This window comes from Microcoleus sp. FACHB-1515 (assembly GCF_014696105.1).
GTDB lineage: Bacteria > Cyanobacteriota > Cyanobacteriia > Elainellales > Elainellaceae > JAAUTJ01.
In genome coordinates this window covers 87,906-100,812 of record NZ_JACJPO010000022.1, presented here as the reverse complement: position 1 = coordinate 100,812, position 12,907 = coordinate 87,906, and the positions used below count along the sequence as shown (strand labels likewise).

Genomic DNA, 12,907 nt, shown 5'->3' with positions numbered 1-12,907 from the left:
GATCTTCCAGGCTGGCAAAATGGTTGAGAATGGTCGGAGCAATCGTCAATTCATCCATGACATGGAGCAGATTTAGCGTAAGCCTGCATCCTACCCCAATTACTCCAACCTCAATTTAGATGCGTTTGCCCTGAGGGGGCGGGCGTTGAGGAGCGGCTGTCGGCTGGGGGCGATCGATCTCACGCCGTAAACGGCATAAGCGAAATTAAAGGAAACATATAGGAAAATTCTGTGTTTGAAAATACTATTTTTCTGTTTTTGGCTGAATTGTCACGGTATCCTGACATTAATTAACATTTCACAAACAAGCTTCAACCAATTTTTTCATATGAAAAAGGCAAGTCCTTTGCGAGAGCGGCTGCATAATCTGCCAGTAGCTCATTTGCAGGCTGGATTTTCTGCTGCCTATCAGCCGCGCTTTTCGTTCGCTCAAATGCTGTTTTCCTGGATTGGTAGTTTTTTGGGGATTGCGGCACTGGCTTATCTTTCGGTTCACACACGCTATCCGCTGATTGCTGCGCCATTTGGGGCATCGGCAGTGTTGCTGTTTGCCATTCCCGAAAGCCCTTTGGCTCAGCCGCGCAATGTCATCGGTGGCAATTGTTTGGGGGCGATCGTGTGTATTGCGTTTGTGCAGCTTTTTGGCACGGAGCCTTGGGTGATGGCGATCGCGGTGGCAACGGCAATCAAGCTGATGCAGCTAACGCGGACGCTACATCCGCCGGGTGGGGCGGTGGCGCTGGTCGGAGTGATGAGCGGCGTTTCGTGGGATTTTTTGTGGACTCCGGTTTTGGCAGGCTCGATCGTGATTATTCTCTGTACGCTGGTTTTGAATAATTTGCTGCCCGGACGCCGCTATCCGCAGCATTGGCTGTAGCGATCGAACTGTAGCGATCGCGATTTTCTGTCACGTAGGCTTGGCGATTTGCCAAGAAATTAGGCAAGCTGGGAGCGTTGAATTTAGGCAAGACTGAATGATTGGATTGTTGGAAGTGGCGATCGCGCTGATGCCTGTGTCGGTTGCGCCTGTGTCTGAGCCGTTGCCGAGTGTGGCGCAGGTGGTTCCATCGCAGCCAGGGGATTTGCTGCGAGCGAGAAATTTGGCGCGGCAGGCGGCGGAGCGGACGAATGGGGGATTGAGTCGCTATCGGGCGGAGGCGGCGATGCATGGAATGGGAACTTTGCCTGTGACGGATCAGGGCGATCGCTGGGTGTTTCGGTTTGTGGGGGGTGCGCCTGCGGCTGTGCCGACGATCGAAACGGTTGTGACGGTGATGAAGGGCGATTTTGCGGTGAGTGTGGACTATAACGGAGCGATTCGGTAGGGGATTTTTGGAAGTGGCAGGATCGATCGCCTTTCAAATTACTTCCGGTTTCCGAACCATTGGAGGTTAGGGGTTTCACCCCTCCTCCAAACCTCCAACCCCAGCAGGGAGATTGCATTTCCCTGCACCCTACGCAAGGGGCGACTCGTGGGTGTCAATGTGGCGCTTCGCATTGGCTGTGCCGACCGCGACCCTCGCTTCCGAACCGTTGCCTGCTGCTCGTCTGCCTTTTGCCGACCCCCGACCCCCAATCCCCAACACCCGACACCTCATCCCCTCGCTACAATCGCAAAGGACTGGCGGGAGGCGGTGATGGAAACGGCGATCGTAATTGGCAGTGGAATTGGTGGGCTGGTGGCGGGTGGTTTGCTGGCGCGGTATGGCTGGGGGGTGACGGTTTGTGAAAGTCATTCGATCGCGGGTGGGGCAGCACACAGCTTTGAGCGACAAGGGTTTTGCTTTGATTCGGGGCCGTCTTTTTACTGTGGGTTGAGTGATCGGCGATCGCTCAATCCGCTGCGGCAGGTGCTGGATGTGCTAGGTGAATCGATCGAGGCCATCGCCTACGATCCGTTTGGACACTATCATTTTCCCGATCGAACGCTTCCGGTTTATGGCAATGCCGATCGCTATTTGGCTGCGGTGCGCGAGATCACGCCGCAAGGGGCGATTGAACTGGCGCGATTCAATCAGCGATTGCTGGAACTGTATGCGGCGATGCGCGATATTCCGACGATCGCTCTGCGGCTGGACTGGCAGTTGATCCCCACACTGCTGAGTCGCTATCCGGGTTCGCTGCTGAAGCTGCTGCCGCAAATTGGCGCGATTCAAGGCTCGGTCGGGGATTTGCTCGATCGCACAATTCGCGATTCGTGGGTGCGTCGCCTGATCGATTTGGAGTGCTTTTTGCTTTCAGGGCTGAAGGCGGATGGCACGATCGCCCCCGAAGTGGCGTTTATGTTTGGCGAGCGATCGAACTCGGTGATCGACTATCCAATTGGGGGCAGCGGTGCGATCGTGCAAGCCCTCGTCCGAGGATTGGAACGCTGGGGCGGCAGGCTGCGGCTGAATGCTCATGTCGATCGAATTTTGCTGAAAGATGGAAAAGCGATCGGCGTCCGCCTGCGGAATGGTGAAGTTCTCAAGGCGAATGTCGTCATCTCGAATGCGTCGATTTGGGATACCTATTCGCAGCTTTTGCAGCCTGATGATTTGCCCGATCGCTTTCGCCAAAAATCGCTGGAAACTCCGGCGATCGACAGCTTCATGCATCTGCATTTGGGCATTCGATCGGACGGTCTCGAACATCTCACGGGACATCACGTCGTCGTTCACTCAGACGATTGCGACCTGACAACACCCGGAAACACCTGCATGATTTCGATTCCCTCCGTTTGGGATGCCGATCTTGCCCCTTCCGGACATCATGTCGTCCATGCCTACACGCTCGAACCGTTTGCTGACTGGCAGCGCGACGCTTCCTATGCAGAACGCAAGCGCGATCGCGCCCAATCTCTCTACCGCGCTTTGGAGCGAGTGATTCCCGATTTGCGCGATCGCATCGTCCTCGAACTGATTGGCACGCCGCTCACTCATGCCCGCTATTTGCGCCGCCATCAGGGAACCTATGGAGCCGGAATTGCCGCGAAAGACGGTTTATTTCCGAGTCAGCGGATGCCGATCGCCAATCTATTTCGCGTTGGCGATAGCACTCTGCCTGGAATTGGTGTTCCCGCTGTTGCCGCTTCTGGCATTCTCTGCGCCAATTCGCTGGTTTCCCTAGATCGCTCGATCGCCCTGCTGGAAGACTGGAATCGCCTTCAGCCCAGCGTCTAACGTTTCTTCTGCCGATATTCGCTTCCCGACACCCCATGTCCGATCTCCTTCATTTTCGCGGCGAACTCGCTGCTCTTTCTTCTGCTTTGATTTGGGCGATCGCTGCCGTCGTTTATGTCGGCATTGCGCGATCGCTCAGTCCCTTGATGATCAATTTGGCAAAAGGCGTGATTTCGATCGCGCTGCTACTGCTGACGATTTTGCTCAGCGGCGATCTTGCCCCGAATACAACGCCGATCGCGGTTCTGCTGCTGATGGTCAGCGGAGCGATCGGCATCGGCATGGGCGATACGGCTTATTTTGAAGCGCTCTACTGCCTGGGAGCGAGACGCGCCCTGCTGCTAGAAGCTCTCGCTCCACCCTTGACGGCAGTGTTGGCACTGATTTTTTTGCAGGAGACGCTGGGCTGGCAGGCGTGGGTCGGAATTGCGCTGACGATCGCGGGTGTGACCTGGGTTGTGATCGAGCGCACGCCAAACAGCGAGCAAAAGATTCTGCGACCTTGGCGCGGCATTGGGTTTGGCATTTTGGCGGCGATCGGGCAGGCAGGCGGCGCGGTTCTATCGAGAGCTGCTTTTTCTCAAACGAGCATTTCCCCGCTGTGGAGCACGCTGATTCGGCTGACGGCGGGAATGCTGATTTTGGTGATCTGGCTGATGGCTCAGCGGCAAACCGCGCAGGCATTGCAGCCATTGCGAAATCGTCGCGTGCTCAGCATTGTCGCCATCACTGCGTTTTTCAGCACATATTTGGGCATCTGGCTTCAGCAGATCGCGCTCAAATTCACCGCAGCGGGAATCGCGCAGTCGCTCAACGCGACAAGTCCGCTGTTTGTGCTGCCAGTGGCGATCGCCACCGGAGATCGCGTCAGCCCCAGAGCGATTCTGGGGGCAGTTGTGGCGATAGTGGGAGTTTGGCTGCTGTTTTCTGCCTAGACGGTGACAAGCTGCGGCAGCATTGTCAGGATTTCGACGCCTTCTTCAGTAACGGCGATCGTATGCTCAAACTGCGCCGACAGCTTGCCGTCTTTGGTGACACCCAGCGTAATTTCTGTACCGGGAATCGGCGTGTTGACCACTTCCCAGCCGCCTTCGTTGATCATCGGTTCGATCGTAAAAACCATGCCGGGACGCAGCTTTTTCCCTTTGCCGCGCGTGCCGTAGTGAGGAATTTGCGGCGCGGTGTGAAAAACGCGACTGACACCATGTCCGACAAAATCACGCACGACCGAAAAGCCGTTTGCTTCGGCATATTCTTGAATTGCCGCACCAATATCGCCAATTCTGCCTCCGGGCTTGACAGCGGCAATGCCGCGCATCATGCATTCCTCGGTGACTTCGACCAGCTTGCGGGCGATCGGACTTGCCTCACCAACGATGAACGTTCTGGATGTATCACCGTGATAGCCGTCCACCAGCGGCGTCACGTCAATATTGATAATGTCACCGTCCTTGAGAATGTCTTTCGCACTCGGAACGCCGTGACACACAACTTCATTGACGCTGGTGCAAATTGATTTGGGAAAGCCGTGATAGCCCAAAGGCGCACTTTTCGCACCTCTTGCCTGCGTCCAGCGTTCTGCCTCATCGTTCAGTTCCAGCGTGCTGACTCCGGGCTTCACCATTGGCTCTAGGTGCGCCAGCAGTTGAGCGGCGAACTGACCTGCTTCGCGCATTTTCTCAATTTCACGGCGCGACAGTAATTCGATGCGTTCGTTATCCATGCCGATGTTTAGGGTATGACTTATCTTTACTTTAGCGGGCAGCCGTACCTTAGCGAGCAGCCGTGACACAGGCGCTACTCTTCACGTCGGCGATCGCCATAGGCCAGCAAATCGGCGATCGCCCCTAGTCGATTTTGCCAGGTGCGGACTCGATAGCTGTCTGATGTTGGCATCCAGCCCGGAAACGCAATCTGAAAGCGACGCAATCGCGACTGCGCCAAATCTAAATTCGCCTCAGACGGATCAGCCGCCAGTTGATCGAGCGCTTCGCCCAGCGCGGCAGCTTGCGATCGCCACACCTGCTGCTGATCGGGCGAAATTACCAGTTGATTTTGTCCCAGCAAATAGCTCCATTCGCGAGTCAGAGCCGCATATCGCAACGCTGCTGCTTGAAACGGTTGACGGTAGGGAATCGGTGAAGCCGCTTGCCCCTGCGTGCGATCGAACACAATTTGCAGTCCGGCACTGAGGTTTTCCGCTGCAAACAGCGAGTAGCCGCCTGCGGGCAGATCGCGTAGGGCTTGAATTTGATCGATCGCGGTTGCCTCTGGCAAGTTCAGCAGCCGAATCGAGGGCAACACCAAAGCCGACCCGACATCCGCCCGTGTCAACCAGGGACTTGCCAATCGCAGCAGTCCGTTCGTATCCATCGCGTAGCTCATCGGCACAATCAAATCAACATCGCCCCGCTGTGCCCACAGCTCCCAGTTCTGCTGAATGCGGTTGAGGCGATCGCTTGTCGGCAGGGGAAAAACCGCAGTGGAAAGAATCAAATTCGATCGCCGCGATACCGTTCCGGGAGCGCTTCGCGATCTGAGCAGTTGCGCTGTTTGCGCCACAAACGAATTGACCTGCTCGATCCGAAATTGCGTCCAGCGCGACCACAGCGGACTGCGCGGCGTCAGAGCGATCGGGTCTGTGCCTGTAAGCTGCTGAAACTGCTGTCGTGCAGCGATTCCATAGCCATAAGTGCGGTTGGCGCTTAGATCTTGAAACGGATAGCGAATGTAGTCTAACTGCAAGCCATCGACGTTGTAGCGCGTCACGATCTCCTCAAACAAATTCAGCAAATATTGCCGTGCTTGCGGATTCGCCGGATCGAGAAACGGCTTGGTTTGCCCTGCCGGAATCATGTTGCCCGCATTGTCGTAGTTTGCCCAGTCGGGATGCGCGGCCAGAATCGGGCCAGGATAGCTGCTGGGCTGACTCACCAGCCGATTGTGCAGTTGATTTCCCGCTGCAAACGTCCACACCCAGGCGTGAAGCTCCATGTTGCGGGCATGTGCCAGTTCCACCGCTGCTGCCAGCGGATCCCAGCCGCGCACCAGCGGATTTTGCTGAGGCGCAATTTGACTGGGATAAATCGGATATCCGGCGTTAATCGTTTCAAAGAAAACCGTATTGATTCCGGCTGCGGCCAGTCGATCGAACACTTGCGCCAACCCTTCCGGCGATCCCGCCTCGACGATCGTGCCGCGATCGAGCCAGATCGCTCGAATTTCCGGCTGCGCGATCAATCGATCGGTCGGAAAGTTGTCCCACAGCGTTCGCCGCGCCAAAATCCACTGCTGACGAGCGGTGCTGTAGTTGCGATCGCGCACCAGTTGTGGAAAATTCGCCAAAATCTCTCGCGCTTGCGTCAGGGCAGAATGACCGACAGGCGTGACATTTGCGTCCGGCGATTTTTCTTCGGTCGCCGCCAGATCGATCGCACTCTCCGCCGACGCACCCGCCAACAGCGCACTCTCGAAGCGTCCGATCAGGCTGGCGAGTTCTTGCTGCATGGCGATCGCTTCCGCCGCAGAAATGGGCTGGCCGCTCGGCTGCACTTGCATTTGAGCGGGCGCAACCTGCTCTGCTGGATCTTGTGTGGGTTGAGCAGGTGTCGGCTGCACGGGCTGGGCGATCGCAGCGGTGGGAGCAGTGGGAGTCGGTTCGATCGCGCGTCCTGCCTGCAAACTGCCATAGCGTCCGATCGCCGCTCGAAACCAGGTGCGATCGAACTCGCTCGATGTTTCGCCCCATTCCCAGCCGAGAAAAACGCTGCGCCCTGTCACAACGATCGCCGCTTGATTCGCACTGCCCCAAGTGGCGATCGACTCGCTAGCCACGCCGCTTTGTCCCAAGACGCCGCCCACGATTGCCGATCGCGTATCGCCCTGCTGCACCCAAAGTTCGGTGCGGCGGCGCGGCAGCGTCAACACAGTTGGCTGCTCGATCGGCTGCTGCCAATAGGCACCCAAGATCGATCGCAACGCTTGCTGCACGCCATAGCTCGACTGCGTGCCGATCGCTCCGGTCACAATCACTCGTCCACCTTGTCCCATCCAGGCTTCAAGGGCGAGCAGTTGCGCGGAATTGATCGTTTCAACGCTGGGCAAAAACAGGACGGTTACCGAGGCGAGATCCTGTGGCGATCGCACCTGATCCCAATCGATGACGCGATATTCGCTGCCTTGCAACCGAGCAGAAATATTCGGCCACAGCGCCGCATTGTCGGCACTGCGTACCACGCCCAGCACCACAGGCGCTTGACGCACACCTTGAATCACAGGCGGAGAAGTGGCGGCAACGGGCAGAGCGATCGCAGGCGCAAGCAACGTGACGATCAGCAGATAGCCCAGGCGGGCGATCGAGTGGCGGTGAGAAAATACGCTCAAGCAATTTGCGAAAAGACTCCGCGATTGATCGTAGCTTTTTTGACTGTGGCAGCCAAGCCGCACCCTCGATTGCACGGGATTAAATTTCTTCTGGAACTAGCTCTAGAATTTCATCAAAGCAGAAGCGGCGCACCAGTTCGGTTAACTGATCGGCGATCGATTGTTCTTCAGCGGGAATTTTTTCAATCAGTTGGAAAATGCGATCGCCATCAACGGTAAACGCTGCTTGCCGCAGTTCGCCCAGCCACTCAGCAGGCATGATGAGCAGTGAGGCGGGCAGCAGCGAAAAGTGAACGGGCGCTTCATCGCTGCTCGATTCGCTGGCATCCTCGTAGACATATTGCGCTCCGAGATACTGCGTCATTTTCTCAAAGAGCACCGCCTCGCGAAATGGCTTACGCACAAAATCATCACAGCCCGCCGCCAAAATGCTGGCCTGCTGTTCTTCAAACGCGCTGGCAGTCAAAGCGATGATCGTCGGCGTGGTGGCTGGCGTTTGCGCTTGTCGAATGCGGCGTGTCGCTTCATAGCCGTCCATCACGGGCATTCGCATATCCATCCAGATCAAGTGCGGCTGCCACGCTTGCCACTGTGCGATCGCTGCTTGTCCGTCGATCGCAATGCGCGTCTCAAAGCCGACCATCTCCAGCAGTTGCGTCATCAAATCGCGATTTTCCGAGCGATCGTCCACAATCAAAATGCGATAGCTCGGCTGATCGTCGGCCAATCGCAGCACGCGCCGCTGGAGCGTGGGCGTGGGCAGGGCGATCGCCTCCACCCGCTGCACCGGAATCTGAAAGCGAAAGGTTGAACCCTGCGCGATCGTGCTGGTGAATTTAATTTCGCCGCCCATCAGATGAATGAACTGGCGGCTAATCGTCAAGCCCAATCCGGTTCCTTCTCGCGCTCTTGTACCGCTGGTTGTCTGCACAAACGGCTGAAACAAGCTTTCTTGTTCTTCGGCAGCAATGCCGCATCCGGTATCAGTAATTTCAAACTGGAGGGTGAGTCGATCGCACTCCTCACTTTTCACAGACAGCCGGACGCCGCCTGCATCCGTAAATTTCACCGCATTCCCCAGCAGGTTAATCAACACCTGTCGCAGTTTGCCTTCATCCGATCGCACATAGCGCGGCAAATCCACCGCCAAATCAAATTCCAACGACAACCGCTTGGTCGGCGCCCGCCCATTAAACATTTCCTGCAAGGTTTGCAAAAGCCGATGCAGATCGAACGGCACTGGATTCAGCACAATCCGTCCGGCTTCAATCTTCGACATCTCCAGCACATCGTTGATCAAATTCAGCAGATGTTCGCCGCTGCGGTTAATTGTGGCAAGCGCATCTCGCTGGCGATCGCTAAGGCTCAAGTCGCGCTCCATCAGTTGTGCAAACCCAAGAATTGCATTGAGCGGTGTCCGCAGTTCGTGACTCATGTTTGCTAGAAAAGCGCTTTTGGCGTGATTAGCAGCTTCGGCAGCTTCTTTGGCATTTTGCAGTTCTTGCTCAGCACGTTTGCGATCGCTAATGTCTGTAATCACAAAATCAGTGCAATCTTCCTGATAGTTTTTCCGCAGCGAAAGCAGCACCCAAACAATGGAATTATCCGGACGACGCAGCGCTACCTCAAAATTGCGGACTTCCCCATATCGCTCTAGCTCATCAATTATCCATTGGCGATCGGTAAGATTAACAAAGTAATCGTGAGCAAACTGTCGGTCAATTAATTCTACTGCCGATTGATGCCCCAAAATTTCGGCACAGCGCTGATTGGCATCAAGAAATCGCCCATTTCCGGTCAGACACGATCGTCCAATGCCAATTTGCGAATTCTCAAAAATACTGCGATATTTTAATTCACTATTGCGTAAAGCATTTTCTGCACGGACACGATCGCTAATGTCAGTTGAAATGCCGCAGATTGCATACGGTATGTCATCTGCATTCAGCAGCGGAAATTTTACCGTGACAAACGCCTTTTGCTCATCTAAATCAGGCGTATAATTGTCAAAATTGATCGCTGTTCCCGCAGCCAAAGCTTTACGATCGGTGTTGCGATATCGATCAGCAAGCTCTGACGGCAGAATTTCATAATCGGTCTTGCCGATTAGTTCTTCAGGCGTAAGATTTAGCTCTTGTGCTAATGCTCGATTGGCAAACAAGTATCGGCCTTCTAAATCTTTTGCGAAGATGCCAGCATTTGCATTGCTCAAGATCGCTTGAAGTTGAGCGTCGCTTTTTTGCAGTGCGAGCTGCGTTTGTTTGCGCTCGGTCGCATCAGTTCCAACTGAGAGAAGTTCGACAAGATTGCCATCAAGATCGAAGATCGGTTTGTTTGACCAAGAAATCCAAACGCGATCGCCATTCTTGCAAATGTTTTCATTCTCGCTCAGCAAATTCTGCTCTGGATGTTGACAGATTCCGGTGATGAGCTGATGTAGATCTCGACCCGATGATTCAATCTGCGGCACGATCGTTTCAACGATGTTTCGACCAATTAGCTCACCGGGTTGAAAGCCTAAAAACTGCTGTCCATAATCATTCATAAATCGAATATTGCCATCAATATCCCAGCGCACAATCACGCTGTTTGATGTTTCAACCAAGTCGCGATACTGCAATTCCCTTGCTTGCAAAATCCGCTCAGTTTGCTTGCGATTCTCTTCGAGGTGCTTCGCAGCGGTGATATCTCGGTAATACCAAATTCTGCCAAAATAGCCTTTATCAGGTAGGTGGATGGGAACCGAATAGCGATCGAGCGTTCGTCCATCTCTAAACACAATTTCGTCGCGACTAATTTCATTGATTTGCTCATATAGCTGCTCGACTCTTGCTAAAAATGCTTCTGGTTGGGCAAGCTGCTTTATCGCTTGCTGTAGCAACTGACGGTCATCCGCAGAAATCGCTTCTGAAATATTCCAAATTTGGCAGAACTGCTGATTCCACGACACGACACGGCGATCGCGATCCACAATTAAAATACCGTCAAGCGAGGTTTCTTGAATTGCTTCCAATAAAGCATTGCTGCGACGTAATTCAAACTGGAGCTGATTGATTTCTTCAATTAAAGCAGCACTCATTGTTTCTGGGATTAAGGCGGAAATGGACATTGGGCAGCGCGATCGCTAATCACTACGCACAGCGGCTCACATCTAGCTATTGTTCTTTCAGAAATTCTTGCGAGCCATTATCGGCAAAATCGATCGAGCGCACCTTGGGATCAGCGGAACCATTGCACCCCTTAATTCAAACAAGCTCGAATTGAACACGTTCAAAATGCTCATCCGTGCATCGCTCAAGCAAGCTGCTTAAATTTTTATTCAAGTGCATTTTTGCAGAAATCCGAGCGATCGATCGGAGAATTTAATCTTTTCGCTAGATTTTGCAGTTACCTCAAGCAAGTAGCAGCAATTCTACCTAGCGTGATCGCCCGTTGCGATCGCGTCTACAGAAAAAACTCTTCTGCTTCCGCCTGAAAAATGTAGTCATAGTCAAACGCGATCGAATTGGCGTGCCGAATTATCGAAAAGCCAAAATAAGACGTGACATCCGTTGTAAAGGTCGCCATTACCAACTCCACTAGTTTCTTCTCAGACATTTCTGGCTGCTGCACAAAATAGCTGCGCTTGGCAAAGAACAAGCTGGCGTCCTTGGGTGTAATAATGCCGTTGATGCGATGTGCGTGTTGAATTGGTTTGATATAAGTGTTGATGAAATCTTCTTGATTGCGCTGAAGGCGATAGAGCCGTTCATGCTGAAGCCAGCTCATTCGAAACATCATTTTTAACAGTTCAAAACCCAAAACATAGCAAAATACACTATTATGTTCTTCGGTGCTGAAAACCAATTTCAACGCAGATTCAAGATATAAATCTGGCTGTCGTCTTGCATCTTGAGCGGTGTGAACATAAAACTGGCGAATATAGCTACGCAGAACGGATTCTGTTAATTCAGTGCCGATTTGAAACTGTTCTAGATAATACTTAACACGCTGTTTTGTGTCTCGGTCTTCAAGCTTGCGCGAGACGAGTCCATCTGCCGTATAGTCGTCCAAAAATTCCGCTTGAACTTCGGGTGAAGCAACACAAATTAGATGGCAAAGTGATAATAGATAGCGACGCTGATGCCAAGGCAAACTTTCAAACCAAGCTCGCGCTTCCGCAGGCAATTTGTTGAGGACATGATTGACTGTTGCGATGAGCGAATTGATGGGTTGGGGCGATCGAAAATCAGAATTCATTCAAGCTGGCGGCAACGCGGAGATTCTGCCTTTATGATTCCCAATTTCAACCGTTGAATCCGGATTTAAGGCACAACGATCACGGGTGTTCCCACTCTCACAAGGGCAAATAGCGCCGCAATATCGTGGTTGTACAGGCGAATGCAGCCGTGAGACGCCGCTCGCCCCACCGATTCAGGATTGGGTGTGCCGTGCATTCCAATCCAGTTTTCGCCGTCTGTCCAAAAGCCGATCCAGTAGTCGCCCAGCGGATTTTCTGGATCGCCACCGGGAATTACTCTGCCCGTAAACGGATTGCGCCAAGCAGGGTCATGAATCATTTGGCGCACTTCCCACTCGCCGATCGGCGTTTGCCAGCCTTCACGCCCGACCGCGATCGGAAAATGGCTCAGCTCCATCTCACCTTGATACAGCGTCAGCCGCCGACTGCTCAAATCGATTTGCAGCCGTATTCCACTAGCTGTTTCAGAAGTGGTGGCTTCAGAAGCGTTGGTCTCAGGAGAAGCTTCAGGACGAGCAGGCGTGTCAGCATCGATCGGCGGTTCATCGTGCGGAAAAAGGCTTTGATCGAGGATGACCGATTCGTCTTGGGCGATCGCAGGTGAAACGGGCAGGACAAACAGCCCGATCGACAGCAGAAGTTTGAAATAGCGGTACATACTCCTCATCGGTCAATCAACCGTCTTTGATTTTGAACTGATTTTGCCCGCAAGAGGTTAATTTTTGTCAAATTTTGCCAATCAATCCAGTTTGGGAACTATAAGCAACTGCATTAGGTCTGACATCGAGCGCTGCAATGGCTGAAATCGCTGCCGATTTATCGTTTTGTGAAATTAGATCACCTGTACTATTGCCGTGCTACACTGCTTCAACGTTCTTCGTTTTAGCAGCTATGAATCTACCGTTTCACCCTCCAACTCTGATGAAACCCACATTGCAGCAGCGCTTAATTCGCTACCTCCAAGAAGAACTGTTGATTCCCAAAGAATCGATCGCCGTTGCCCTGCGTCACGAAGGCCAAACGCCCAACCTGCTGCCGATGGTGCTGTGGCAATATGGCCTTGTCACGATCGATCAGCTTGACAAAATTTTCGACTGGCTGGAAACCGCTTCCCAGTAGGTCG

At 53.5% G+C, this 12,907-nt stretch carries 10 protein-coding genes; 5 read left to right on the top strand and 5 right to left on the bottom strand.

Translation table 11 applies throughout. From position 1 onward, the window contains the following. The first annotated feature begins 328 nt into the window (after positions 1-328). From H6F67_RS08030 to H6F67_RS08015, 4 genes are all read left to right on the top strand, one after another. On the top strand, positions 329-877 hold the full coding sequence (locus H6F67_RS08030; RefSeq protein WP_190765106.1) for an HPP family protein: 549 nt from the start codon (positions 329-331) through the stop codon (positions 875-877). Positions 878-974: 97 nt separating this feature from the next. Further along, positions 975-1,325 (top strand): hypothetical protein, encoded by a 351-nt coding sequence (locus tag H6F67_RS08025; RefSeq protein ID WP_190765104.1) that lies wholly within the window; start codon positions 975-977, stop codon positions 1,323-1,325. A 312-nt stretch (positions 1,326-1,637) separates the two neighbouring features. Then, positions 1,638-3,161 carry an NAD(P)/FAD-dependent oxidoreductase gene (locus H6F67_RS08020; protein ID WP_190765117.1) on the top strand — a complete coding sequence of 508 codons (1,524 nt, stop codon included), beginning with the start codon at positions 1,638-1,640 and terminating at the stop codon, positions 3,159-3,161. 35 nt (positions 3,162-3,196) lie between these two features. Then, positions 3,197-4,096 carry a DMT family transporter gene (locus tag H6F67_RS08015; RefSeq protein WP_190765102.1) on the top strand — a complete coding sequence of 300 codons (900 nt, stop codon included), beginning with the start codon at positions 3,197-3,199 and terminating at the stop codon, positions 4,094-4,096. Here the strand turns inward: H6F67_RS08015 and map are convergent. The 5 genes from map to H6F67_RS07990 all read right to left on the bottom strand — a co-directional run bounded on the left by map (position 4,093) and on the right by H6F67_RS07990 (position 12,442). Next, positions 4,093-4,884 carry a type I methionyl aminopeptidase gene (gene map, locus H6F67_RS08010; RefSeq protein WP_190765100.1) on the bottom strand — a complete coding sequence of 264 codons (792 nt, stop codon included), beginning with the start codon at positions 4,882-4,884 and terminating at the stop codon, positions 4,093-4,095. The genes H6F67_RS08015 and map overlap by 4 nt on opposite strands. Positions 4,885-4,958: 74 nt before the next feature. After that, a complete protein-coding gene (locus H6F67_RS08005) occupies positions 4,959-7,544 on the bottom strand; it encodes a family 10 glycosylhydrolase (protein WP_190765098.1) in 2,586 nt (861 codons plus the stop codon). Between the two features lie 79 nt (positions 7,545-7,623). Then, a complete protein-coding gene (locus tag H6F67_RS08000) occupies positions 7,624-10,623 on the bottom strand; it encodes a PAS domain S-box protein (protein ID WP_190765096.1) in 3,000 nt (999 codons plus the stop codon). A gap of 365 nt (positions 10,624-10,988) precedes the next feature. Next, positions 10,989-11,783: a cobyrinic acid a,c-diamide synthase gene (locus tag H6F67_RS07995; RefSeq protein WP_190765094.1), complete on the bottom strand. Its 795-nt coding sequence runs from the start codon at positions 11,781-11,783 to the stop codon at positions 10,989-10,991. 65 nt (positions 11,784-11,848) lie between these two features. Then, complete coding sequence (locus H6F67_RS07990) at positions 11,849-12,442, bottom strand: L,D-transpeptidase (RefSeq protein ID WP_190765092.1); 594 nt, start codon at positions 12,440-12,442, stop codon at positions 11,849-11,851. 263 nt (positions 12,443-12,705) lie between these two features. On the opposite strand from H6F67_RS07990, the gene H6F67_RS07985 reads away from it, so the two are divergent. Further along, positions 12,706-12,903 carry a DUF2949 domain-containing protein gene (locus H6F67_RS07985; RefSeq protein WP_190765090.1) on the top strand — a complete coding sequence of 66 codons (198 nt, stop codon included), beginning with the start codon at positions 12,706-12,708 and terminating at the stop codon, positions 12,901-12,903. Positions 12,904-12,907 lie beyond the last annotated feature (4 nt).

Coding starts and splice junctions, on each gene's coding strand:
- H6F67_RS08030 (WP_190765106.1), top strand. CDS start 329: ATGAAAAAGGCAAGTCCTTTGCGAGAGCGGCTGCATAATCTGCCAGTA.
- H6F67_RS08025 (WP_190765104.1), top strand. CDS start 975: ATGATTGGATTGTTGGAAGTGGCGATCGCGCTGATGCCTGTGTCGGTT.
- H6F67_RS08020 (WP_190765117.1), top strand. CDS start 1,638: ATGGAAACGGCGATCGTAATTGGCAGTGGAATTGGTGGGCTGGTGGCG.
- H6F67_RS08015 (WP_190765102.1), top strand. CDS start 3,197: ATGTCCGATCTCCTTCATTTTCGCGGCGAACTCGCTGCTCTTTCTTCT.
- map (WP_190765100.1), bottom strand. CDS start 4,884: ATGGATAACGAACGCATCGAATTACTGTCGCGCCGTGAAATTGAGAAA.
- H6F67_RS08000 (WP_190765096.1), bottom strand. CDS start 10,623: ATGAGTGCTGCTTTAATTGAAGAAATCAATCAGCTCCAGTTTGAATTA.
- H6F67_RS07995 (WP_190765094.1), bottom strand. CDS start 11,783: ATGAATTCTGATTTTCGATCGCCCCAACCCATCAATTCGCTCATCGCA.
- H6F67_RS07990 (WP_190765092.1), bottom strand. CDS start 12,442: ATGTACCGCTATTTCAAACTTCTGCTGTCGATCGGGCTGTTTGTCCTG.
- H6F67_RS07985 (WP_190765090.1), top strand. CDS start 12,706: ATGAAACCCACATTGCAGCAGCGCTTAATTCGCTACCTCCAAGAAGAA.